This is a genomic window from Streptomyces sp. NBC_01275 (genome assembly GCF_026340655.1).
Taxonomy (GTDB): domain Bacteria; phylum Actinomycetota; class Actinomycetes; order Streptomycetales; family Streptomycetaceae; genus Streptomyces.
Map to the genome: position 1 here is coordinate 8,632,975 of NZ_JAPEOZ010000001.1, position 23,599 is coordinate 8,656,573.

The following is a 23,599-nucleotide window of genomic DNA, read 5'->3' on the forward strand; positions in this document are numbered from 1 at the left end:
GGAGTCTGCTGGACGTGTCGCATCACTCCGATCGCTCCGCCCGAGTCCCTCTCTCCACCCGACTGTTGCCGGCTCGCGGTCCCCAACGCGTGCTCGTGGTCTCGAACTTCGTCTACACCGTCGGCAGCGGCCTCTATCTCACCGCCGGGGTCCTGTACTTCACGCAGGCCGTCCGTCTTCCGGCCGGCCAGGTGGGCGTCGGGCTCGGCATCGCCGGGTGCGTCTCCCTCGCCCTGGGCATCGCGGTCGGCCACCTCGCGGACCGGCTCGGGGCCCGGGGCGTCTATCTGGCCACCCTGGTGGTCCAGGCCCTGGCCACGGCGGCCTTCCTGCTCGCCGACGGATTCTGGCCGTTCGTCCTCGCCGTGAGCGCGGCCACCGGGGCGAAGGCGGCCGGCCTCGCCGCCCGCAGCCCGCTCGTCCGACGCCACGGGGGCGACCGCCCGCAGGAGTTCCGCGCCCGTCTCCGCGCGGTGTCCAACGTCGGCATCTCCCTGGGCGCCCTGTTCGCGGGCTGGGCCGTCCAGGTCGGCTCCCACGCCGCGTACCAGCTCCTCGTCATCGGCAACGCGGTGGCCCTCGCCGCCTCCGCCGTGATCCTGCTTCCGCTGCCGCCGCTCGCGCCCGCCCCGGCCGCCGCGGGGCCGCGGTGGGTCGCCCTGCGGGACCGCCCCTACCTCCTGCTCACCGTCCTCGACGGCGTCATGGCCGTCCAGTTCAAGGTGCTCACCGTCGCCGTCCCGCTCTGGCTGGTCGGGTTCACCAGCGCCCCCGACTGGCTAGTCTCGGGCACGATGCTCACCGGCACCCTCATCGTCGTCGCCTTCCAGGTACGGGCCAGCCGCAGCGTCGACTCCCCGGCGGCCGGAGGGCGCGCCTACCGCCGGGCCGGCGTGGCCTTCCTGCTCGCCTGCGTGCTGGTCTCCCTGTCGGCGGGGGTGCCTGCCCGGGCCGCCGTGGCGCTGCTCCTGGTCGCCGTGGTGGTCCACACCGTCGGCGAACTCTGGCACTCCGCGGGCGGCTTCGAGGTGTCCTTCGCACTCGCCCCCGAGCACGCCACCGGTCAGTACCTCGGCGTCTTCGGCCTCGGCGCGGGTCTGGCCGAGGCCCTCGGACCAGGGCTGCTCATCGCGCTGTGCATCGGCTGGGGCCGTCCCGGCTGGTACGTCGTGGGAGCCCTGTTCGCCCTGACCGGGCTCGCCGTGCCGGGCGCGGTCCGGCTGGCAGAGCGCGGGCGGCGCGGGCAGGACGAGACGCGCAGGACGGTGAACGCCTGACCCGTTCCCGTGTACGGACTTCGGGCGAACTCCGTTGAAGAGTGGGGACTTTGGGCGGTTCGAAGCCGTGATCTGGGGCTCTGGATGGGAGTATGGAACGCGGGCGTCTTGGCGGCGGCCGATGTGAGGGGTGCATGATAAAGATTCTCATCGCCGAGGACATGGCGATGCTGCGCAGGGCACTGGCCGAACTCCTGGCGCTGGAAGCGGATTTCGACGTGGTGGCAGAAGTCGACCGCGGTGACGAGATCGTTCCGAGGGCACGCGCACTGAAACCGGATGTGGCGGTGCTCGACATCGGCCTGCCGGGCATGGACGGCATCACCGCGGCCGCGGCGCTGCGTGACGCCGTGCCCGACTGCCGGATCCTCATGCTCACGGGGCTGGGCAACCCCAGCACCCTGCGCCGGGCGCTGGCCATCCGTGCCACGGGCTTCCTGCGCAAGGACGCCGATCCCGCCCAACTCGTGGAGGCCATCAGGGCCGTGGCCGCGGGGCAGCGGGTCGTCGACCCCCAACTGGCGGTCGCGGCACTCGACGACGCGTCGCAGCCGCTGGCCCCGCGGGAACTGGAGGTCCTGCGGCTCGCCGCCGCGGGCGAGAGCACCGCGGCCATCGCCCGCCGGCTGTTCCTCTCCCCGGGAACCGTGCGGAACTACCTCGGCAGCGCCGTGGTCAAGCTCGGCGCCCGCAACCGGATGGACGCGGTACGGATCGCGCGCGAGGGAGGCTGGATCTGAGGGGTGACCGGGGCGACTGAGGGGACGGGGGACGGGGGGACTGGGAGTCTGAGGGGGACGAGGGACGGGGGACTGGGGGACCGGGGGCGACGGCCGGTGGTCAGGCCACTGTCGCCGAGTCGTGCATCCCGCTGTCGGAGGGCTGCAAGGACTGTGCGAGGGACCGCAGGAGCCGGTTGCGGGACGCCTGGGTCTGCGAGGGCAGCGGGACGACGGCCGTCAGGGAGAACCACCCCTCGTCCGTGATCTCCGTGCTGAGCCGGCCCTCCACCGCGTCCAGACGTTCGCGGAGGTTGGTGAGGCCGCTTCCCGTGCGGCCGCCGCCGAACGGGGTGGCCGGGCGGTCGACGAGCCCGTCGTTGGTCACCGCCATTCTGACGGCGCCCTGTTCGAGGCCGAGCTGCACGACGCAGGCGCCGGCCCTGCTGTGCCGCAGCATGTTGGTGGCGCCCTCGCGCAGCACCGTCGCCAGGGTCGTCTCGATCTCGGGCGGCAGCGGCCCGACGTCGCCCCGGATCACGGCATGGATGCCCATGGCCTTGAGCGTGGAGAGGACGGTGTCGATCTCCGTGGCCAGCGACATGGCGCGGTAGGTCTGGGAGACGGCCCGGACGTCGGCGAACGCCCGCTGGGTGGTGTCGAGGATCTCGGTCAGTTCCTGGTGCAGCCGGGCGTGTTTGGACGGCGGCAGCCGCCGCGCCAGTTCGCACTTGAACGCGATGGTGGTCAGGCTCATGCCCAGGAGATCGTGGAGATCGCGGGAGAAGCGCAGCCGTTCGGCCTCCAGGACCATCCGGGTGAGCTCGGCGCGTGTGCGGTGGGCCTCCTGGACGAGGCGGGTCAGCTCCGAGAGCCCGAACACCACCAGGCCGGTCAGCGCCGTGGCGACGGTCCCGTACCACAGCGAACCGCGGCCCAGCCCGGTCTCCAGCACCAGCAGGCCGGCCGACGCCACGGCTGCCGCGAACGTGGGCCACGCCCAGCGCGGCGGCAGCACGAGCAGGGCGGAACCGGCGAGGAAGCCCGGTGTGGCCAGCCAGGCCTCGGCGAAGGTGAGGAACGGCAGATAGGTGAGAACGACCTGGCATCCGAGGGTCCAGTACCGCCGGTCGGCCAGCCAGGGCGACAGATGCGGGAAGGAATGCGCCAGTTGTAGGCAGCTGATGACGACAAGGGTCACCACGCCCGCCGTGAATCTGGCGGGTGAGAGCCGCTCGTCCAGCAGATATCCCACGGCGACCCCGAAGAAGGCCACGAACACGGCGAGGGTGATGGCGGTGGAGGTGCCGAGGGCGAGATGGCTCCTCCTCGCGTCCTCCCGCTCGACGCGCGCATCCTGGTGCAGGGCAGAACCTTGCATCTATCTCCCCCCGGGACGAACCGAACGAAATAGTGAGTCAGGTCGTGCCGCCCCCACCCTCTCACGACATACGGAGAGAACACGAACGGGCAATCGATTTCTATCGATCGGGGTGTTCGACATCGGTGCTTCGGGGTGTGGCAGACCGTTGTCAATCCCCGCACAGTTGAAGACCGTTCCTTTCGCGCAGAGGTTTACCGCGTTGCACGGGAAAAAGGGGAGCTCTTCATTCCGGCGTAGTCCGTCAGAGAGGGAGCGGCAGCGGATTGAGATCCGCGTACTTCGTCGGCCGAGGGAGCCGGCCGAGCGCGACGGGTACGTCGAACAGCCGGCCGGGGCCGAATCCGGCCCAGTGCGGTCGCAGGCCGGGGATCAGCACCTTGGCGACGGGCAGTTCCACATCGGGGCGGGTCTGATCGAGGACGAGCACGTCGAGGCCGCGCGGGCGCAACAGGGCCACCAGGGCCTCGACCTGCGCCGAGGCGTCGGCGGGCGGCCGCAGGGACGCGGGCGGCGGGGCGGGGCGGCGTGCGGCGGGCAGCAGATAGGGCTGGTCGGCCAGGGTGGCGTGCCGGAACCAGTGGCGGGCTTCGGGATCCGCGCCGGTGTACGCGGAGGCTTTGCCGATCGGTGCTTCTGCCAACGGCGGCAGCATCTGGTTGAGTTCGGTGAGCGCCCGGCGCAGGGCGATTCGGGGATCGAAATGCGCGCCGAAGCCCAACACGATGTCCTCGGCGAATCCGTCGGCGTCCCCGGTAGATCCGTCCCTGGCAGATCCGTCCCCGGTAGATCCGTCCGCAGCGGATCTGTTCGTGGCGGATCTGTTCGTGTTCCCGCGTGCCGACACGGCGGCGACCACGGGAATTCCGAGATCGGAGGTGAGATCCAGAGCCCACACCGTTCTTCCCATGTCCCGAAGAACGGCCAGGAGTTGAACAATCCATGGATCCTGCGGATCCAGCGGAAGGCCGGGCTGTCGGGTGCGGTTGTACCACCACAGGGCGATCGCGTCCCGCTCCACCAGTTCCAGGCAGCCGTGGACGACGGCGTCCTCCAGGCTGGTGCCGGCGGCCGCTCCGTTGGACGTGGCCCGGCAGAAACCCGTGTCCGCGTCCGGGGCGTTGAAGTAGAGCAGACTCGTGGGCGCCAGCCGCTGCCGCCGCTCGGTCAGCGACCACACGGGGGTCCAGTCGAGCGGGGCGTCCTCGTCGAAGGGCTCGGGCACCTGGTGGAAGGGACCGTGCGCGCGGTTCCACGTCTCCCGGTCGTCGAACTGCCGCCGGTCGAAGAGCTGGACGGCGTCCGGGTGGACGGCGAGGGGCCCGAACGCGCGGTAGCTGCCCCGCCGACGGGGCTCGTCGCCCTGGAAGTAGCCGCTGTAGCGCTCCAACGCCTCGGCCAACGCGCTGGCCCTGGCGTGGAGTTCGGTGACGCCCTTGCCGGAGCCGGGGCTGCGCAGCGGGGTGTGGAGCGGAGGCGGCGGCAGCGCGGGGTCCCAGGGCGGCTGCGCGCCGGCGTGGAAGCAGTTGAGGAACTCCGGTCCCCGTGGATCCCGGCGGATCTCGCCGACCAGCCCGGTGACGGGGTCCACGAGATGGCCGTACCGCTCCAGCAGCCGGTCCGGACCGAACGTCCGCTGGCCGCCGCCGGTGTCCCGCACCGGCCGGGGGGAGAGCGTCACCGGGGCCGAGACGCGGGCGTGCACCAGCAGCGGATCGCCGCAGCGGGAGCACTGCGGCCGCCGCCGCACCGGATGGCGGCTGCTCTCCAGTGTGCGGGTGTCCAGCCGCCACAGGCTGTTCTGCGCGGGGTCGCGGTGTCCGGCGAGCCACTTTCCGGCTTCGAGCAGGGCCAGGTGCAGTGCCGCCGCCCGCCCCGCGGGCAGATACGACCGCCGATGCGCGGCGGGCCCGCCGCGCCCGAGCCGGTGCTGGACATACGCCTCGCCGCGCCGGCGCAGCCGGAGTCGGTCCGCGAGACAGTTCCAGCAGGGGCCGTCGCCGGGGGAGAAGAAGGGGCCGATCCACAGGTGGGTGCCGTTGGCGCGGACGGGCAGCCAACTGCGTCCCGCCGCGCGGTGCTTCGCGTCCAGGTCGCCCAGCCGCGGGTCGAGATAGTCGTGGCACAGCGCCAGCGTCAGATCGGCCGCCTCGCCCTCGACCGCGGTGCGCAGCCCCGCCGCGGACACGGCCTGAGCCAGCGGGGTTCCCGGGTCCGCGGTGAGATCGACCGGGGCCAGGGCCGCGTCCCGGCCGTGACCGGGCCGTACCGCCAGGCCGGTGAGGGCCCAGTAGGCGCGCTCGGGGCCGTCGCCGCCGTCCGGCGGATAGGCGCACAGCAGGCCGGCGTCCAGCAGCCGGGTCACCAGCCGCTCGGTGCGTTCGGCCGACAGCCGGGGCGCCGCGTCGGCGACGATGCCGGGCAGATCACGGCTGCCGTCGAGCAGCGGGGCCAGCAGGGCGATCTGCTCCCCGCCGAGCGTGGTCACCCGGTCCTCCGTCATCAGGAAGACGGGCTCGCCCGGCGTGGATTCGACCCGCAGGTGCGGTGCGAACCCCAGCAGGGGGAGCCCGTTTCCCGGGGCCGTACGGCTCATCGGGACGGACGGCCGCCGATCGTGGCGGACGGGGAGCCGGGCGAGGCCCAGCAGATACAGATGCGGCCGTCGGGGAACTCTCCGGTCTCGTGGCCGAACTCCGTGATCACGAGATCGTCGGCGGCCCGCGACGTCGCCGCGTCGCTTTCCGGGAGGGGCGTGACCCGTGACATGTGTGCTCCTCATCGCTGTCGAAACCGCTGTGGAAACTGCTGTCGAAACCGCCGTGGAGACCGCCGTGGAAGCCGCTGGCGAAATCACTGTCGAACGCCTGTCGGCCGACGCGGTCGCACCCCTGGTCGGGGCCGGTGCGCTGCGGCCATCCTTACGGCCCCGCCCGGTGGACACCAGTGCGTCTTGCACAGTCGACCCATGAGATGTGCACATGCGGTGCATAGGTTCCGCACATGCCCGTCCGGGTCCACGGCACTGGTTGTGAGCCGAATCAGCCAGCAAGACTTCCTGGGCAGGGAGCTCTTCGCGGTGCTCCGTCGACCACATGGGGGAGACAGACATGGACATCTGGTTGCTGGGACCGCTGACCGCCGAGGTGCGGGGCCGGTCGATCGTGCCGACCGCCGCGAAACCCCGGCAGATCCTCGCCCTGCTCGCCATCCATGCCAATCGCGTCCTGCCCGTCGGGACCCTGATGGAGGAGATCTGGGGCGCCGAGCCGCCGCAGAGCGCGCTGGCGACCCTGCACACGTACATCCTTCAACTGCGCCGTCAGCTCACCGCGGCCTACGGCGCCGACGCCGGCGTGTCCGCCAAGGACGTCCTCGTCACCCAGTACGGCGGCTACTGCTGGCACGTGCCCTCCGACTCCGTCGACGTGCCGCGCTACGAACGGCTGGTCGCCGCGGGACGGATCGCCTCCGCCGAGGACCGGCACGAGCGGGCCTCGGCCCACTTCCGTGAGGCGCTCGCGCTGTGGCGCGGGTCCGCCCTGGTCGACGTCCGCATCGGGCCGGTGCTCAGCATCGAGGTGGCGCGCCTGGAGGAGAGCCGGCTGGGCGTGCTGGAGCGGTGTCTCGAGGCGGACCTGAGGCTGGGCCGCCACGCGGAGCTGCTGTCCGAACTGATCGAGCTCACCGGACGCCATCCGCTGCACGAGGGCCTGCACGCCCAGTGCATGACGGCGCTGTACCGGGCGGGCCGCTCCTGGCAGGCGCTGGACGTCTACCAGAGCCTGCGCCGCCGGCTGGCGGACGAGCTGGGGCTCTCGCCGTCGCCGCGCCTGCAGCGACTGCAGCAGGCGGTGCTCACGGCGGAGCCGTGGCTGGACGCGCCGGGGTACGGGGAGGAAGCGCTGCTCGACCGGATGATCAGCTGACCGCCCCCGGGCGGCTCAGCCGTTCTTGGCGACGAACTCGACGATGGACTCCCGCATGTAGTCGGTCATCTCCTCGGTGATACCGGGATACACCCCGATCCAGAAGCTCTGCTCGGTGATGACGTCGCAGTTGCGCAGATCCCCCGACACCCGGTGCCGTGTGCCGAGATACGCCGGATGCCGGGTGAGGTTGCCGCCGAACAGCCGCCGGGTGCCGATACGCCGATCCTCCAGGAAGGCGACCAGGTCGCGGCGGGTGTAGGTGGCCTCGGGCAGCACCGTGACGACGAACCCGAACCAGCTCGGGTCGCTGCCCGGCGTCGCGGTGGGCAGCAGCAGACCGGGAACGTCCGCGAGCCCGTCCCGCAGCCGTTGCCAGTTGCGCCGCCGCGCCGCGCCGAACTCCGGCAGCTTCTTCAACTGGCTGAGCGCCAGGGCTCCTTGGAGGTCGGTGGCCTTCAGGTTGTATCCGATGTGCGAGAAGATGTACTTGTGGTCGTACCCCTTGGGCAGATCGCCCAGCTGGTACTCGAACCGCTTGAGGCAGGTGTTGTCCTCGCCGGGCTCGCACCAGCAGTCCCGCCCCCAGTCCCGGAACGACTCGACGATCCGGGCCAGTTCGAGATTCCGGGTCAGTACGCAGCCGCCCTCGCCCGTCGTGATGTGGTGGGCGGGGTAGAAGCTGACGGTGGCCAGATCCCCGAAGGTGCCCGTCATCCGCCCCTGGTAGGTCGAGCCCACGGCGTCGCAGTTGTCCTCGATCAGGAACAGCTCGTGCTCGGTGGCCAGTTGCTGGATCTCCGCCACCTCGTAGGGGTTGCCGAGGGTGTGCGCGATCATGATGGCCCGGGTCCGGTCCGAGATCGCCGCCCGGACGCGCTCCGCCGTCGTGTTGTAGGTGCCGAGTTCGAGGTCCACGAACACCGGCGTGAGACCGTTCTGGAAGATCGGGTTCACCGTGGTGGGGAAACCGCCGGCCACCGTGATCACCTCGTCGCCCGGGCGCAGCCGCTGCTCGCCGAGGCGCGGGGAGGTCAGCGCCGACAGCGCGAGCAGATTCGCCGAGGACCCCGAGTTCACCAGATGCGCCTTGCGTACGCCGATATGGCGGGCGAACCTGCTCTCGAAGCGCCGGGAGCGGTCCCCCGCCGCGATCCGCAGATCCAGGGCCGCCTCCACCAGAGCGACCCGGTCCTCCTCGTCCAGGACCGCCCCCGAGGAGAGGATCGGCGTCACTCCGGGCTGGAAGTTCCCCGGCTGCTGCTGCCGGTGGTACTCGCGAACCTGCTCCAGGACCAGAGCCTTGGTGTCCGACGTCATAGCCGTCCCTCCGATAAGGATTGCCTCCGGACCATGCTGGGGCCGCTCGGTCGAGGAGCCGTGGAGTCCCCGCGGAAAGGACCTGCTCCAGCCGGTTTCCAGGAGCCTTCGACCTGGCCTGGCTAACGTGTGCGGCGACGTATCCGACAGGTGAGGTGGCAGATGCCCGAGGACACTCCACGACCCGTACTCCGCATGGGGGTTCTGGGCTGTGCCGATATCGCGGTACGCCGGATCCTGCCCGCGCTCGTGGAGCATCCGTCGGTGCGCCTGGTGGCCCTGGCGAGCCGGGACGGGGCGCGCGCCGAACAGCTCGCGGCCCGGTTCGGATGCGCGGCGGTGACCGGGTACCAGGCGCTGCTGGACCGCGACGACATCGACGCCGTCTATGTCCCGCTGCCGCCCGGCATGCACCACGAATGGGTCGCCGAGGCGCTCACCGCGGGCAAGCACGTCCTGGTGGAGAAGCCGCTGAGCACGACGTACGCACAGAGCGCGGAGCTGGTGGCGATGGCCGCCCGGCTCGATCTGGCGCTCACCGAGAACTTCATGTTCCTGCACCACTCGCAGCACACGGCGGTACGGGCCATGGCCGGCGAGATCGGCGAACTGCGCGTCTTCTCCAGCTCCTTCGGCGTACCGCCGCCCGATCCGTCGTCCTTCCGGCACAACGCGCGCCTCGGCGGCGGAGCACTGCTCGACGTGGGCGTCTACCCGCTGCGCGCGGCCCAGCTCCATCTCCCCGGCGAGCTGGACGTGCTCGGCGCCTGTCTGCGCGTCGACGAGGCCACCGGCGTCGACGTCGCGGGCAGCGCGCTGCTCTCCACGGCGACGGGCGTGACCGCGCAGCTCGACTTCGGCTTCCAGCACTCCTACCGGTCCGTCTACGCGCTCTGGGGCAGCCGGGGCCGGATCAGCGTGCCGCGGGCCTTCACCCCGCCCCGCGAGCACCGGCCGCTGGTCCGCCTCGAACAGCAGGACCGGCTCACCGAGATCACGCTGCCCGCCGATCACCAAGTGGGCAACGCCCTGGACGAGTTCGCCGCGGCGGCGCGCTCGCGCACCGCACGGGCCTCGCTGGGGGAGGCGCTGCTGCGCCAGGCGCTCCTGGTCGAACAGGTCCGCAAGGCGGCCCGGGTCGTCAGCGGCTGAGTCTCCGGTACCGAGGGAGCCGAATCCGGTACCGAGGGAGCTGAATCTCCGGTACCGAGGAACGAGGAGGGGAGCCGACCCCGGAGGGCGGGCTCCCCTCCTCGTCTCAGACCCGTTCGGCCGACTGCTCGCGGTACCAGTCGACGACCTCGCGCAGCCCCTCGTCCAGCGACCGCAGCGGCCGGTAGCCGAGCTCCGTGCGGATCTTCGTGTCGTCCACCGCGTACCGCAGGTCATGGCCCTTGCGGTCGGGCGCCTGACGGACCCGGGACCAGTCCGCTCCGCACAACTCCAGGAGTTTCGCCGTCATCTGGCGGTTGGTCAGGTGGGTGCCGCCGCCGATGTTGTAGATCTCGCCGGCCCGGCCGCCGGTCAGCACGGCGTGCACGGCACGGCAGTGGTCGTCGACGTGCAGCCACTCCCGGACGTTGCCGCCGTCGCCGTACAGCGGCACCGACCGGCCGGCCAGCAGTTCCGTGACGAACAGCGGGATGAGCTTCTCCGGGTGCTGGCGGGGGCCGTAGTTGTTGGCGCAGCGCGTGGTGCGCACATCGAGGCCGTGGGTGCGCCAGTAGGAGCGGGCGAGGAGGTCGCTGCCCGCCTTCGTCGCGGCGTAGGGCGAGTTGGGGCGCAGCGGCTCGTCCTCCGTCCAGGTGCCCTCGGCGATCGACCCGTAGACCTCGTCCGTCGAGACGTGCACGAAGGTGCCGACGCCGCAGCGCAGACTCGCCTCCAGCAGCGACTGGGTGCCCAGCACATTGGTGCGCACGAACTCCGCGGCGCCGGTCAGGGAACGGTCGACATGGGTCTCGGCCGCGAAGTGCACGACCGCGTCGTGGCCGGGGAGCACCCTCAGCAGCGCGTCGAGGTCACGGATGTCGGTCCGGTGGAAGTCCAGCCGCGGGTCGCCCAACGGCAGACGGTCGGTGCTGCCCGCGTAGGTGAGCAGGTCGACGACGGTCACCCGGCTGGGCGTCGGCCCCGGCAGGGTCCCGGCCAGCAGCGAGCGGACGTAGTGGGATCCGATGAAACCGGCGCCGCCGGTGATCAGGACGCGCATGGTGACGCACCTCCGGGGCGTCGGGGACCGCGGGCGTGATGCTGGGCGGTCAGCCGCTCCAGTACGGGGACGACCTGCGCCGGAGTAGGCTCGGACGCGGCCTCGGCCCGCAGCCGGGCGGCCGCCGAGGCGAACGAGGCCTCGTCGAGGATCCGCACGAGCCGACTGCGCAGCCCCTCCACCGTCACCTCGTGGGAGGGGAGATGGAGACCGGCGCCGAGCGCCTGCTGGCGCTGCGCGCGGTCGATCGCGTCCCAGATCCAGCCCATGGCGATCTGCGGAACCCCCTCGACCAGCGCTGTCGACCAGGTCCCGGCGCCGCCGTGGTGCACGATGGCCGCGCAGGTCGGCAGCAGCGCGTGCAGCGGCACATGGTCCACCAGGCGCACGTTGTCCGGGACATGGGTGAGCAGCGCCCGCTCCTCGGCGTCGAGGGTGGCGACCACCTCGATGTCGAGCCCCTCGATGGCCTTGAGCACGAGATCGACCGGGACCGCGTTGGGGAACTCCGAGGTCCGGGCCGTCAGCCCCAGGGTGACGCAGACACGCGGCCGTTTCGGCGGTACGCGCAGCCAGTCGGGCACGACGGCGGGCACCGGCCCGTTGTAGGGGACGTAGCGCATGCCCACGACCGGGCCGGCGGCCGGCGGGCGGAAGCTGCGGGGCACCTGGTCCACCGACCACTGTCCGGTCACCGCCTCCTCGTCGAAGGGCACGCCGTGGCGGCCGAGCGTCCACTGGAGCCACTGGCCGAGGGAGTCCTCCGGATGCGCCCGGCCGCTCTCCCCGCCCCGCCCGCTCTCCCCGCCCCGGCCCGTGGGGTCCGCGTCGAGCTGGGCGAGGAACGCCTGTCGCATGGACGTGAAGAGGTCGGGGAAGGACAGCAGCCGCGCATGGGCCGCCCCGGTCGCCTTCGCGGCCACCGCGCCCGCGAAGGTGAAGGGCTCCCACAGGATCAGGTCCGGCTGCCAGGAGCGGGCGAACGCGACGAGGTCGTCGACCATCGGATCGTCGTTGATCAGGGCGAAGAAGGTGGCGGTCATCATCGTGTCCCAGCCCTTGAGGAAGGCGGGGTCGGCCTGACCGGGCGCGTCGACGTCCAGCGACCGGTCGGCCTGGTGGGCCAGCACGGGCCCGCCCACACCTTTGATCATCTCGTCGAGCTTGGGATCCGCGCCCACCGGGACGGCGGTCAGCCCGGCCGCCGTGACGCTCCCGGTCAGCGCGGGCTGGCCGGCCACCCGTACCTCGTGCCCGGCGGCCCGCAGCGCCCAGGCCAGCGGCACGGACCCGTTGAAGTGCGCGTCCATCGCGAAGGACGTCAGCAGAACCTTCATGGTCGGTCCTTTCTGTGCGGCTCCATGGCAGCCCGGCCGTCACACGGAGGTGGTCGCGGAGACGGTCACGAAGGTGGTCGCGGAGGTGGCCAGGGGGAAGCGCAGCACTCCGCCCAGCACGGGGGAGCGCATCCGCCGCAGCACTCCGCCGGCCGGCGTCAGCTCGGGGTGGCGCTCGCGCAGGGTGCGTACGGCGGTCTCCGCCTGGAGCCGGGCGAACGCCCCGAAGAGCCCGGTGTGCGGGCCGGCGAGCGACAACCGCCCCTGTCCGGCGGGCCGGGTGAGGTCGTAGTGGTCCGGGGCGAGAAACGCCTCCGGGTCCCGGTTCGCCGCGCCGACGTGGACCACGACCTGCGCACCGGCGGGGACGACCTGCCCGCCGAGCTCGAGCTCCTCGGCCGCGATCCGGCTCTCCAGCCGTACCGGCGGCGCGTACCGCAGCGCCTCTTCCACCGCCCCGGCCGCGAGGTCCGGGCTCTCGCCGAGCATCGCCCACTGCAGGGGATGGGCGAGCAGCGCCTCCAGGGTGTTGTTGACGAGCCCCGCGGCGAACTCGACGCCCACCACGGCCGTCAACACCCCGACCGCCAGGGCGTCCTGCGCGAAGACGGCGGAGTCCTCGGCACGCAGCACGACGCTGAGCAGATCGTCGCCCGGCTCACCGCGCCGCGCCGCGACGAGATCGCCGACGAGTGCGCGTACGTCCTCCACGGCCTCCTCGAGCCGACGGGTCACGGCGAGCGGCTGCGGGCAGAGCGCGGCGTCGAGCGCGACCCCGAGCGCGAGGCACGCCTCGGCGAACCGGTCGCGCTGCGCGGCCGGGACGCCGAGCAGCGCCGCGGCCGCCGCGACGGCCGTGGGGCGGGAGTAGTCCGCCATGAGGTCGAAGCTCTCGCCGAGCCCGTCGGCGGTCTCCTGGTGCACCAGCTCGGCGCTCTTGCGGTGGCCCTCGGCCGCCGCCGCGCCCAGCACCGGCGCCGCCGACCGCTCCCAGCGCGCGTGGTCGGCGCCCGACGCGTGCAGGAAGGCCCGGTCCAGCGGGACGATGTGGCACAGCTGCGGATTGCTCCAGGCGTCCGAGAAGACGTGCCGCTGCGGGCCCGGCAGATCGGCGTGCCGCAGGCTCAGCCGGGGGTCGGCCAGGGCCTGGGCGGCCACCGCGTGCCGGCCGGTGACCCAGGCTCCGGCGGCGCTCTGCCACAGCGGCCCCGCCTCGTCCCGTATCCGGCGGGTCAGCAGCGCGGGGTCGTCGCTCTCCGCGCGCAAGGTCAGGGCGTAGGGGTCGCCGCTGGTGCCGTAGATCCAGTGGAAGCCGCGGGCGGTCAGCAGATGACGGCCCAGCTCGCTGTCGGTCTGCCGACCCGCCTCGGTCGCCTCGGGCGTCTCCTCGGGCGTCTGGGCGGCCGTCGTCTCGTCGTTGTGAGCGTGCGTCTGCACGGCAGTCTCCTTCGGGCGTGGTTCAGGTGAGGGACAGACCGCCGTCGACCGCGAGCACCGCTCCGGTCGCGTAGGCGGCGCGCGGGTCGGTGAGCTGTACGGCCCACCAGGCGATGTCCGAGGGCAGGCCGACCCGGCCGGCCGGGACGCGGGCGGCGATCTGCTCGAGGAATCCGGCATAGGCCTCCCGAGACATGCCGGACCGTTCACCGATCCCGGTGTCGATCACGCCCGGCGCCAGGCCGAGGACGCGGATGCCGCGGGGCGCCAGTTCGACGGCCCAGGTCCGGGTGAGGAAGTCGAGCCCCGCCTTGGCGGCGCCGTAGACGCCGTTCTCCGGCCAGGCCCGGCGGCCCAGGGCCCCCGCCGAGCCGATGTTCAGCACGGTTCCCCCGCCGTCGGCCGCGAGGGCGTCCAGGGTCTGCCGGGTGAGCAGCAGCGGGGCCAGCAGGTTGGCGTCGAGCTGCTCGCGGGCGGCCTCCCGTTTCGTCTCCGCGAGGGAGGCGAAGCCGCCGCTGGCCGCGTTGTTCACCAGGACGTCGATCCGGCCGAAGGCGTCCAGCGCCGCGTCCGTGACGGCGCGCGGGGCGTCCGGATCGGTGAGGTCGGCGGTGAGGACGCCGATGCCGGGGTGGCCCTCGGCTGTCTGGGTCAGGGTCGCGGCCGTACGGCCCACGACGAGTACCCGGTCGCCGCGCTCGGCGAAGGCACGGGCCGTGGCCCGCCCGATCCCGGTCCCGCCGCCGGTGACGATCACGCCCCGGGGCGTGATCGAGTCCCGCGTCGCGGTCGAGTCCGGCGTCGCGGTCGAGTCCGGCATCGCGGTCGAGTCCCGTGGCGTGGGCGAATCCTGTGTCGCGCTCATGCCGGCGACCGTAGGACGCGCCGCTCGAGTCGCGGTCGACTCCCGCTACGGCCGGTCGTCACGGGTCACCACCCGCTCCCGGACCAGGAGTTCACCGTCCTCGGCCACCAGGACGTCCCGGCAGGCGCACACCAGGTGCAGCCGGGCGGGGCCGCCCTGCGCGACGGCGATGATCGTGACCTGGCTCTCGGCGATCAGCGAGCCGTCGTCCGCGGGGGTGACGGTGAGCATGCCCACCCAGTGGCGGTGGGTCTCCCCGGCGGCGGCGAGGTGCGCGGCGGCCTGGCGGGCGCCCTCGGCGAGCGCCGGGCGGCCGCGCACCGGCTCCGGGAGCGAGGGCGGCTTGAAGGAGCCGTCCTCGGTGAACGTGCCGGCCCAGATCTCCGCCTCGCCCGCGTCCAGGTGCCGCATCTGCCGTGCGTAGAAGTGCTGCACCTCGGCGTAGACGTCCGCCGGGACCGTCGGCGCCGGCGGTGCCGACGGCGCTGTCACTGCCTGTGCTGTCATGCCGTATCCCTTCCGTCGTTTCCGTGCGTGAGGTGGCACGACGGTGGCAGAGGGCCGTCCAGGATCGGTCGAGCGCCGGGGCGGGCGAAGACGCCGAGGGACGGCCGAGGGCGGGCTCCGGCGGGCGTTCAGTCAGGCTCCAACGCTTCTCTAGCCGGGCTGGTGAGCATGGGCTGGCCCGCAGGAACCCATCGCCGGGAGGCGCGTGTGCGCATCATCGACCTGTCCTCGCCCGTGGACGCGGCGGGTTTTGAACCCGATCCCGTGGTGCACGACGTCCTCGGCCCGAAGGAGGCCGCCGCGCATATGAGCGAGGAGATGCGTGAGCACTTCGGGATCGACTTCGACCCGGCGGAGCTGCCGGAGGGCGAGTTCCTCTCGCTCGACCGGCTCCAGCTGACGACCCACACCGGCACGCACGTCGACGCGCCGTCGCACTACGGCACCCGTGCCTCCTACCGGGACGGTCCGCCGCGGCACATCGACGAGATGCCGCTCGACTGGTTCCTGCGGCCCGCGGTCGTGCTCGACCTGAGCGACCAGGGCACGGGCGCGGTCGGCGCCGACGTACTGCGGCGGGAGCTGGACCGGATCGGGTACACGCCCGCGCCCATGGACATCGTCCTGCTCAGGACGGGCGCCGACGCATGGGCGGGGACCCAGAAGTACTTCACCGACTTCACCGGGCTCGACGGCTCCGCCGTACATCTGCTGCTGGACCTGGGGGTGCGGGTGATCGGCACCGACGCGTTCAGCCTGGACGCGCCGTTCGGCGACATCATCGCCCGCTACCGGGCGACCGGCGACCGCTCGGTCCTGTGGCCCGCCCACTTCGCCGGGCGGGACCGGGAGTACTGCCAGGTCGAGCGGCTCGCCGGCCTCGACCGGCTGCCCGCCTCGCACGGTTTCCGGGTGGCGTGCTTCCCGGTGCGGATCGCCGGCGCGGGCGCCGGCTGGACGAGGGCGGTGGCGCTGGTCGACGAGTGAGCGGCGCGCGGCGGCCGAGCGCGGGACAGGCATCGCAGGGTGACAGTGGGCGACAGCGGGAGGGGACGGACATGTACGGCCGGGAACTCGCAGAGGTGTACGAGGCCATCTACCGGAGCCGGGGCAAGGACTGGGGGGAGGAGGCGGCGGACGTCTCCCGGCTCATCGCGCAGCGCCGTCCGGGAGCCGACTCGCTGCTCGACGTCGCCTGCGGCACGGGCGCCCATCTCAGCGTGTTCAGCACGCTGTTCGACGTGGCCGAGGGCCTGGAGATCGCGGAGCCGATGCGGCGGCTCGCCGAGCAGCGGCTGCCCGGCGTCACCGTGCACGCCGGAGACATGCGCGACTTCCGGCTCGGCCGCCGCTATACGGCGGTGAGCTGCATGTTCTGCGCCATCGGCTATCTGGAGACGGTGGCCGACATGCGGGCCGCCGTGCAGGCGATGGCCGACCATCTGGAGCCGGGCGGGGTCCTGGTCGTCGAACCCTGGTGGTTCCCCGAGAACTTCATCGAGGGCTATGTCGCGGGCGATCTGGCCCGTGAGGAGCACCGCACCATCGCCCGGATCTCGCACACCACCCGCAAGGGCCGGGCCACCCGCATGGAGGTCCGCTTCACCGTCGGCGACGCCGCCGGCATCCAGCAGTTCACGGAGATCGACGTCCTGACCCTCTTCACCAAGGACGAATACGTCTCCGCCTTCCACGACGCGGGCTGTTCCGTGGAATTCCTGGAGGACGGTCCCACCGGTCGGGGTCTTTTCGTCGGTCTCCGTGAAGCGGGCTGAGTTTGGAGTGGGCTGAGGGTGATATGGGCTGAGGTGGTGTGCGCCCGGGGAGAAGGAACGTCAGGGTGACATCTCCCGGGCCACCGACATCACGTACCGGCCGTATCCCGACTGGGACATCTTCTCGCCGAGTCGATAGCAGCTGTCCGCGTCGATGAATCCCATGCGCAGCGCGACCTCCTCGACGCAGGCGATGCGCACGCCCTGCCGCTCTTCGAGGGTGCGCACATACTGGGCGGCCTGGAGCAGGGATTCCGGGGTTCCGGCGTCGAGCCAGGCGAAACCGCGGCCGAGATCGACCAGCCGGGCTCGGCCGCGGGCCAGGTAGTTCCGGTTGACATCGGTGATCTCCAGTTCTCCGCGTGCCGAGGGACGCAGGTTCTTGGCGATGTCGACCACTTCGTTGTCGTAGAGATAGAGCCCGGTGATGGCGAGGTCGGAGCGGGGTCGCAGCGGTTTCTCCTCCAGGGAGACCAGGCGTCCCGACGCGTCGGTCTCGCCGACCCCGTAGCGCTCGGGGTCCTCCACGGGGTAGCCGAAGAGCACACAGCCCCGCACGTCCCGGACACTGCTCTGGAGCAGGTCGTAGAAGTGGTGGCCGTGGAAGATGTTGTCCCCCAGGACCAGGGCCACGTCGTCGTCGCCCACATGGTCGGAGCCGATGACGAAGGCCTCGGCCAGGCCGGCCGGCCGGTTCTGCACCGCGTAGTCGATCCGGACGCCGAGCTGGGAGCCGTCGCCCAGAAGCCTGCGGAACTGTTCCAGATCGCGTTCGGTGCAGATGAGCAGGATCTCCCTGATGTCCGCGAGCATCAGCACCGACAGCGGATAGTAGATCATCGGTTTGTCGCCGACCGGAAGGAGCTGTTTCGATACGGAGACGGTTATCGGATGGAGCCTTGTTCCCGAACCGCCGGCGAGAATAATTCCCTTCATGGGTATGCCCCTGTCCTCGATTTCTGCTCATGCTAACGACCCGATTCGCTCGGCAGCAAGCAGGAAAAACCCTGGTCCAGGGAAATTCGAGCGGGAATAGAGGAAATTCAGGGGTTGTGGACCGTCTTGATGATGTGATGTGCTGCGGGGGGATGGTGACACCCTGCGGCAGGGCGCCGGCACTGGTATCGGCAATCGCACCGGCAATGGGAGGGAAGCGAATTAATGACGACTCTCGTATGGGACTATCGGCAAGAATACGAGAACGAACGCGACGATATTCTGGACGCCGTGGAGACGGTCTTCCGTTCGGGTCAGCTCGTCCTCGGCGAGAGTGTGCGCGGGTTCGAGCGGGAGTTCGCCGCCCACCACGGTGTGGAGCACTGCGTCGGCGTCGACAACGGCACCAACGCGATCAAGCTGGCGCTCCAGGCGCTCGGCGTGGGCCCCGGGGACGAGGTCGTCACCGTGTCCAACACCGCGGCCCCCACCGTGGTCGCCATCGACTCCGTGGGCGCCACTCCGGTGTTCGTCGACGTCGACCCCGACAGCTACCTCATGGACACCGGCCAGGTGGCCTCCGCGCTCACCCCCCGGACCCGGTGTCTGCTCCCCGTCCACCTCTACGGGCAGTGCGTCGACCTGGCACCGCTGCAGCGGCTCGCCGCCGAACACGGCCTGTACCTCCTCGAGGACTGCGCCCAGGCCCACGGCGCCCGCCGCGACGGCCGGCTCGCCGGCACCACCGGCGACGCCGCCGCCTTCTCCTTCTACCCCACGAAGGTGCTCGGCGCGTACGGCGACGGAGGCGCGGTGCTGACCTCCCGGGACGACGCCCACCGCGCGCTGCGCCGACTGCGCTACTACGGCATGGAAGAGCGCTACTACGTCGTCGGCACCCCGGGCCACAACTCCCGGCTCGACGAGGTGCAGGCCGAGATCCTGCGGCGCAAGCTGCGCCGGCTCGACGCCTATGTGGCGGGCCGCCAGGCCGTCGCCCGGCGCTACGAGGAAGGGCTCGGCGACACCGACCTGGTACTGCCGCACACCGTGCCCGGCAACGAGCACGTGTACTACGTCTACACGGTGCGCCACCCAAGGCGCGACGACATCATCAAGGCCCTCAAGACGTACGACATCGAGCTCAACATCAGCTATCCCTGGCCGGTGCACACCATGTCCGGGTTCGCCCACCTCGGCTGGCGCCCGGGCTCGCTGCCCGTCACCGAGGAGCTGGCCGGCCAGATCTTCTCGCTGCCGATGTATCCGGCGCTGTCGCCGGACACCCAGGACAAGGTGATCGGCGCGGTGCGCGACGTGCTGGACGGCCTCTGAGCCCCGGCACACGGGAGAAGCCCGGCGGAGGGATCCCGCCGGGCTTCTCACGTTCAGGCGTCCGCTACGACGCCGTACTCGCACCCCTTGTCCCGGTCAGCGCACGGACCGCGTCGCCTCCAGGCCGCGCAGACACGCCACCAGGCTGCGGGCCTGCACGTTGAGGTAGTGACTGTGGCTCAGCAGCCGCGTCAGCTGGTCCAGGGAGAGCCAGCGGTAGTCGGGGTGGCCGGGGTCCTCGGGAACGTCGCTGTCCACGATCAGATAGCGGTTGCGGGCGTGGAAGAAGCGGCCCCCCTCCTCGGAGAGCAGCGCCTCGAAACGGATCCGGTCGGGCCCGGCGGCCAGCACCTCGTCGAGATGGCGCGGCCGCGCGGCGGGCGGCAGCCAGGCGTAGCTCGCCGGCACGCACTGCACGGTCGGCGCCAGTTCCACGACGTCCGCGTAGCCCGGCTCGGTGCGGGCGTGCATCAGCACATGCGGCGCCCCGCCGATCTCCCGGGTCAGAAAGGCGATGACCCCCGTGCCGTGCGGCTCGATCATCGGCTGGCACCAGCGGCCGACCTCACGCCCGGCGGCCGTGACGGAGACCCCGATGACGTCGAAGAAGCCGCCGCTCTCGTGCGAGTAGCCCATCTCGGTGTGCCGCCACTCGTCCAGCGCCTTGAGGGCGATCCGCTCGACGGAGACGGTCGCCAGCGAACGGGCGCCGGTCAGCCAGCTCAGCACGTCCGTCGTCCGGTGGAGCGCGCCCTCCGCCCGGGAAGCGTGCGGCAGACACGCCAGCACGGTCCTGGCGTCCATGTTGACGATGTCGTCGCGGGCCAGCAGCAGATACAGCTGCCCGAGGGTGAACCAGCGGAAGCCCTCGAGGACCTCCACCTCCTCGGTCGTCTCCACGGCGATGTTGCGGTTGCGCTTGCGATGGAACCAGGCGCCCTGCTCCGACTGGCGTACGTCGGCTATCACCCGGTGCCTGGAGGTGTCCCGGAAGTAGTCCAGATACGGCACGGGCTTGCCCTTGTGCACGCCGGTGTAGTTGCTGCGCGTCGCCTGCACGGTGGGGGAGAGCTGGAGCCCGCCGGGGTTGCCCGGCTCCGCCTTGGCCTGCATCAGGCAGTGCGGCACCCCGTCGAACTCCTTCACCAGGATGCCCAGGATGCCGACCTCGGGCTGGTCGATGATGGGCTGGTCCCACCAGGGCACCGCGTTGCCGGGATCGTGCACGCGCAGACCGTGGACCGTGAAGAACTTGCCGCTGCGGTGCCGCAGATCACCGGTCACCGGTGTCTCGTACCACTGGTGGAGGGCTGCCAGCGGCACCCGTTCCGCGGTCGTGTAGACCTGCTGCCCGTACTCGGCGAACCAGTCGTCGAATCCGGCGAGATCGGTCAGCGGACTCTCCACGGCCGCGGCGGACCTGGCGAGACGGGCCGTGATGTCGAGGTCGGGATCGAGATCGGCCATCGGAACTCCTCGTCATGGATGGGGTGTACGCGGCCGGGTGGACGGGACTCAGTCGGCGGGCGCCGCCCAGGTCGCCCGCATCGCCTCGGCCAGCGGGATCCGCGGCTTCCAGCCGAGCAGTTCGCCGGCCCGCCTGATGTCGGCCTGGGTCCAGCCGCCGCCCTTGCTGTCGACCGGCCCGTCCTCGATCCGCAGCGTCCCGGGCGGCCGCTGCGCGGCGGCGGCCAGCAGCTCCACCAGCTCCCGCATGGCGGTGGCCTCCCCGCGGCCGATGTTGACGACCTGTCCGGTGACGGACGAGGCCACGGCGAGCACCACGGCCTCGGCCAGATCGCGGACGTCGACGAAGTCCCGGCGCGCGTCCGCGACGCGCAGCGTCACCGGCTCCGTGGGGTCGGCGCGGCGCAGCCGGTCGACGACCGCGCCGAGGAAGCTGGCCCGGGTGGTGCGGGGCCCGCACACGTTCACCGGGCGCAGCACCAGCCCGTTCACCCGGCCGGAGCGGGCGCCGTCGAGCACCAGCTGGGAGCCGGCCAGCTTGGTCCTGGCGTACATCGTGGTCGGCCGGGGCACGCGGTCCTCGCCGATGGACAGGGGCTCGGGCACCGGCCCGTACTCGTGGATGGAGCCCAGGTGGACCAGGCGCGCCGGGTCGTCCATCAGCGTGAGGGCGTGCAGCAGCCGGTCGACCAGGGTGATGTGGGAGTACCGCATCTCCTCCTCGGTCGTGCCCCAGCCGCCCGTCGCGTTGACCACCGCGCGCACCCCGTGCCGGGTGAACAGCCGGGCGAGCTCGGCGGGCGGGACCGCCGCCACGTCCAGAGCCGCGAAAGCGGTGACAGGCGTGGCGGGCGTGACAGGCGTGGCGGGCGCGCCGGGCGTGGCGGCACGGTCCTGCGTCGCCGGACCGCCGCGCCGGGCGACCGCGACGACCTGGTGTCCCTCGCGCAGGAGCGCGTCGCACACACAGCGGCCGACACAGCCGCTCGCCCCGAGCACCGCGACCGGGGTCCCCGAGGGCAGCGCTGCCGAGGTCCGGGCTCCCGCGGCCCGGGTCTGCGAGGTCGGGGTCTGCGAGGTCCGGGTCCCCGAGCCCCGCGGCCCCCCGCCGTCCCCGCTCAGGGCCGCCACAGTGCGGCCTCGATCCGGCGGCACTTGTCGTACTCCGGCAGCCCGCCCTCCGCCTGCACCTGGGCCAGCCGGGGCGCCGCCAGATCCCGTGCGGACAGCAGGGGCTGCAGATCCTCGGGGATCGGCAGCGCGAGCGCGGGGTCGAGGGCGGAGAGGGCCAGCTCGTGCTGCGCCTCGTAGCTGCCGGAGAGCATGTACGACATCACCGTGTCGTCCTCCAGCGCGACGAAGGCGTGCCCCACGCCGACCGGGAAGTACATGGAGCGGAAGGTCCCCGGGTCGAGCACGGAGGAGTCCCAGCGGCCGAAGGTGGGCGAGCCGACGCGGATGTCCACCACGATGTCGATGGCGCTGCCCCGGGCGCAGTACACGTACTTGGCCACGCCCGGCGGGGTGAGCGTGTAGTGGACGCCCCGCACGGTGCCGCGCCGCGACCTGCTGTGGTTGGACTGCGCGACGGGGAACAGCGGACGGCCCAGGGCCGCCACGAACGCCGGCTCCTGGAACGGCGAGGTGAACAGGCCGCGGTCGTCCTCGAAGACGGGCGGGGTGAAGACGAACGCGCCGGAGACGGCGAGTTCGCGGAACTGCACGTCGGTGTCCATCTACTGCTCCCCTCGGCCGGCGCCCGGGGCGCCTCCTGCGTCCTTGGCGCCGCGGTCCGCGCGTTCGCGGTGTTCCGCGGTGAGCTTCTCCAGCAGCGGGACGATGTCGTTGGGGCTGGGCGTGCCCACCATCTCCCGCCGGATGCGCGCGCAGTTCTCGGCGAACGACGGCTCCCGAAGCAGCCGCAGCAGGTGCTCGCGCAGGTCCTGTGCGGTGTAGTGGTCGACGTCGTGCAGATACAGCCCCGCCCCGAACCGCTCCAGCTGCTTCGCCTTGTGGATGGTGTCCCAGACCATGTCGGGCACGATCAGCTGGGGGACGCCGTGGGCCAGCGCGGTCTGGAAGGTGCCGGAGCCGCCGTGGTGGATGACCGCCGAGCAGGTCGGCAGCAGCGCGTTGAGCGGGACGAAGTCGACGGCCCGCACATTGTCCGGCAGCCGGGAAAGCCCCGACAGCTGCTTGGCGTTGAGCGTCGCGACCACCTCGACGTCCAACTCGGCCAGCGCCTCGACGAGTTCGCCGATCGAGGCGCGGTCGCCGTCCAGCACCTCCCGGTGCGCCACCCCCAGCGTCAGACAGACCCGGGGCCTCTTGGGCGGCTCGTGCAGCCAGTCCGGGACGACGGCCTGCCCGTTGTAGGGGATGTACCGCAGCGGGACGAACGGCTGCTTCACCGGGAACCGCATCGACGGCGGCACCGGGTCGATCGTCCACTGGCCGACCGCGACCTCCTCGTCGAACTCCGCGCCGTAGCGGCCGAGCGTCCAGGTCAGCCACTCGCGCAGCGGATCGTCGCGCAGCTCCGGCAGCCGCTCGGACTGGAGGTCGAGGAAGGTCTCGCGCATCCGCCCCAGCAGGTCGAGCCCGAACAGCAGCCGGGCGTGGGCGGCGCCGGTGACCTTCGCGGCCACCGGTCCCGCGAAGGACAGCGTGTCCCAGACGACCAGGTCGGGCTGCCACTCACGGCTGAACGCGACCAGGTCGTCGATCATGCGTTCCGGGCAGGAGTTCTGGAAGGCCATCGCGGTCATCGAGGTGAACACGCCCAGGACATGGTCCCAGGTCAGCATCTCGGGACGGGTCTCCGTCATGTCCATCCCGGCTTCCGCCTGGCTCTCCATGATCTCGGCGTCGTCGCCCAGGCCCTCGTTGACCCGCTGCATCTGCGCCTCGAGCTCCAGCGGCTCGCCGACGCAGACGGCGGTCAGTCCGGTACGGGTGATGTCCTCCGCCAGGTCCGGCTGGCTGGCGATCCGGACCTCGTGGCCGGCGGTCTGGAGCGCCCAGGCCAGCGGGACCTGGGCATGCATATGGGACTTCGCGGCGAACGTGGTGAACAGGACCTTCATCGATCTCCCTTTTCGC

21 protein-coding genes are annotated in these 23,599 nt (G+C 71.8%); 7 read left to right on the top strand and 14 right to left on the bottom strand.

Annotated features, from left to right (window positions below; genetic code table 11):
• The first annotated feature begins 95 nt into the window (after nucleotides 1–95).
• Together OG562_RS37910 and OG562_RS37915 are read left to right on the top strand one after the other, a co-directional pair.
• Nucleotides 96–1,277 carry an MFS transporter gene (locus OG562_RS37910; RefSeq protein WP_266406132.1) on the top strand — a complete coding sequence of 394 codons (1,182 nt, stop codon included), beginning with the start codon at nucleotides 96–98 and terminating at the stop codon, nucleotides 1,275–1,277.
• Nucleotides 1,278–1,411: 134 nt separating this feature from the next.
• Nucleotides 1,412–2,017, top strand: coding sequence for a response regulator transcription factor (locus OG562_RS37915; protein WP_266406133.1), 606 nt, complete (start codon nucleotides 1,412–1,414; stop codon nucleotides 2,015–2,017).
• 100 nt (nucleotides 2,018–2,117) lie between these two features.
• Here the strand turns inward: OG562_RS37915 and OG562_RS37920 are convergent, their stop codons facing one another.
• The 3 genes from OG562_RS37920 to OG562_RS37930 all read right to left on the bottom strand — a co-directional run bounded on the left by OG562_RS37920 (nucleotide 2,118) and on the right by OG562_RS37930 (nucleotide 6,146).
• A complete protein-coding gene (locus tag OG562_RS37920) occupies nucleotides 2,118–3,377 on the bottom strand; it encodes a sensor histidine kinase (protein ID WP_266406134.1) in 1,260 nt (419 codons plus the stop codon).
• Between the two features lie 244 nt (nucleotides 3,378–3,621).
• Complete coding sequence (locus tag OG562_RS37925; protein ID WP_266406135.1) at nucleotides 3,622–5,973, bottom strand: TOMM precursor leader peptide-binding protein; 2,352 nt, start codon at nucleotides 5,971–5,973, stop codon at nucleotides 3,622–3,624.
• The gene (locus OG562_RS37930; RefSeq protein ID WP_266406136.1) at nucleotides 5,970–6,146 is read right to left on the bottom strand and encodes a hypothetical protein; all 177 of its coding nucleotides are present in this window, start codon (nucleotides 6,144–6,146) and stop codon (nucleotides 5,970–5,972) included. The genes OG562_RS37925 and OG562_RS37930 overlap by 4 nt, the downstream gene beginning before the upstream one ends.
• A gap of 341 nt (nucleotides 6,147–6,487) precedes the next feature.
• Between OG562_RS37930 and OG562_RS37935 the strand changes: the two genes are divergently transcribed.
• Nucleotides 6,488–7,306, top strand: a complete 819-nt coding sequence (locus OG562_RS37935; protein WP_266406137.1) for an AfsR/SARP family transcriptional regulator — start codon at nucleotides 6,488–6,490, stop codon at nucleotides 7,304–7,306.
• A gap of 15 nt (nucleotides 7,307–7,321) precedes the next feature.
• Here OG562_RS37935 and rfbH read toward each other — a convergent pair whose 3' ends face one another.
• A complete protein-coding gene (rfbH, locus tag OG562_RS37940; RefSeq protein ID WP_266406138.1) occupies nucleotides 7,322–8,626 on the bottom strand; it encodes a lipopolysaccharide biosynthesis protein RfbH in 1,305 nt (434 codons plus the stop codon).
• 162 nt (nucleotides 8,627–8,788) lie between these two features.
• Here rfbH and OG562_RS37945 point away from each other — a divergent pair, with 162 nt between their 5' ends.
• The gene (locus OG562_RS37945) at nucleotides 8,789–9,778 is read left to right on the top strand and encodes a Gfo/Idh/MocA family protein (protein ID WP_266406139.1); all 990 of its coding nucleotides are present in this window, start codon (nucleotides 8,789–8,791) and stop codon (nucleotides 9,776–9,778) included.
• 106 nt (nucleotides 9,779–9,884) lie between these two features.
• Here the strand turns inward: OG562_RS37945 and rfbB are convergent, their stop codons facing one another.
• Genes rfbB through OG562_RS37970 form a run of 5 tightly spaced genes read right to left on the bottom strand, consistent with a single transcriptional unit; the run spans nucleotide 9,885 to nucleotide 14,984 of the window.
• Nucleotides 9,885–10,838, bottom strand: coding sequence for a dTDP-glucose 4,6-dehydratase (rfbB, locus tag OG562_RS37950; protein WP_266406140.1), 954 nt, complete (start codon nucleotides 10,836–10,838; stop codon nucleotides 9,885–9,887).
• Nucleotides 10,826–12,175, bottom strand: a complete 1,350-nt coding sequence (locus OG562_RS37955) for an activator-dependent family glycosyltransferase (RefSeq protein WP_266406141.1) — start codon at nucleotides 12,173–12,175, stop codon at nucleotides 10,826–10,828. The genes rfbB and OG562_RS37955 overlap by 13 nt, the downstream gene beginning before the upstream one ends.
• Before the next feature lie 39 nt (nucleotides 12,176–12,214).
• On the bottom strand, nucleotides 12,215–13,612 hold the full coding sequence (locus OG562_RS37960) for a P450-derived glycosyltransferase activator (RefSeq protein ID WP_266406142.1): 1,398 nt from the start codon (nucleotides 13,610–13,612) through the stop codon (nucleotides 12,215–12,217).
• A 22-nt stretch (nucleotides 13,613–13,634) separates the two neighbouring features.
• Nucleotides 13,635–14,477, bottom strand: coding sequence for an SDR family oxidoreductase (locus OG562_RS37965; protein WP_323187597.1), 843 nt, complete (start codon nucleotides 14,475–14,477; stop codon nucleotides 13,635–13,637).
• A 45-nt stretch (nucleotides 14,478–14,522) separates the two neighbouring features.
• Entirely contained in the window at nucleotides 14,523–14,984 is a 462-nt protein-coding gene (locus tag OG562_RS37970) for a nuclear transport factor 2 family protein (protein ID WP_266406143.1), read from the bottom strand.
• Between the two features lie 207 nt (nucleotides 14,985–15,191).
• Here OG562_RS37970 and OG562_RS37975 point away from each other — a divergent pair, with 207 nt between their 5' ends.
• Both OG562_RS37975 and OG562_RS37980 read left to right on the top strand, forming a co-directional pair.
• Entirely contained in the window at nucleotides 15,192–15,971 is a 780-nt protein-coding gene (locus tag OG562_RS37975) for a cyclase family protein (protein ID WP_266406144.1), read from the top strand.
• Nucleotides 15,972–16,042: 71 nt separating this feature from the next.
• Complete coding sequence (locus tag OG562_RS37980) at nucleotides 16,043–16,759, top strand: trans-aconitate 2-methyltransferase (protein ID WP_266406145.1); 717 nt, start codon at nucleotides 16,043–16,045, stop codon at nucleotides 16,757–16,759.
• A 60-nt stretch (nucleotides 16,760–16,819) separates the two neighbouring features.
• On the opposite strand, the gene rfbA is transcribed toward OG562_RS37980, so the two are convergent.
• Entirely contained in the window at nucleotides 16,820–17,695 is an 876-nt protein-coding gene (gene rfbA, locus OG562_RS37985; RefSeq protein WP_266406146.1) for a glucose-1-phosphate thymidylyltransferase RfbA, read from the bottom strand.
• A gap of 225 nt (nucleotides 17,696–17,920) precedes the next feature.
• Between rfbA and OG562_RS37990 the strand changes: the two genes are divergently transcribed.
• A complete protein-coding gene (locus OG562_RS37990; protein WP_266406147.1) occupies nucleotides 17,921–19,030 on the top strand; it encodes a DegT/DnrJ/EryC1/StrS aminotransferase family protein in 1,110 nt (369 codons plus the stop codon).
• A gap of 96 nt (nucleotides 19,031–19,126) precedes the next feature.
• Here OG562_RS37990 and OG562_RS37995 read toward each other — a convergent pair whose 3' ends face one another.
• Genes OG562_RS37995 through OG562_RS38010 form a run of 4 tightly spaced genes read right to left on the bottom strand, consistent with a single transcriptional unit; the run spans nucleotide 19,127 to nucleotide 23,583 of the window.
• A complete protein-coding gene (locus tag OG562_RS37995; protein WP_266406148.1) occupies nucleotides 19,127–20,497 on the bottom strand; it encodes an NDP-hexose 2,3-dehydratase family protein in 1,371 nt (456 codons plus the stop codon).
• Nucleotides 20,498–20,545: 48 nt separating this feature from the next.
• Complete coding sequence (locus OG562_RS38000) at nucleotides 20,546–21,628, bottom strand: NAD(P)-dependent oxidoreductase (RefSeq protein ID WP_266406149.1); 1,083 nt, start codon at nucleotides 21,626–21,628, stop codon at nucleotides 20,546–20,548.
• On the bottom strand, nucleotides 21,616–22,233 hold the full coding sequence (locus OG562_RS38005) for a dTDP-4-dehydrorhamnose 3,5-epimerase family protein (RefSeq protein WP_323187598.1): 618 nt from the start codon (nucleotides 22,231–22,233) through the stop codon (nucleotides 21,616–21,618). Before OG562_RS38005 ends, OG562_RS38000 begins: the two co-directional genes overlap by 13 nt.
• The gene (locus OG562_RS38010; protein ID WP_266406150.1) at nucleotides 22,234–23,583 is read right to left on the bottom strand and encodes an activator-dependent family glycosyltransferase; all 1,350 of its coding nucleotides are present in this window, start codon (nucleotides 23,581–23,583) and stop codon (nucleotides 22,234–22,236) included. It abuts the gene before it with no gap.
• Nucleotides 23,584–23,599 lie beyond the last annotated feature (16 nt).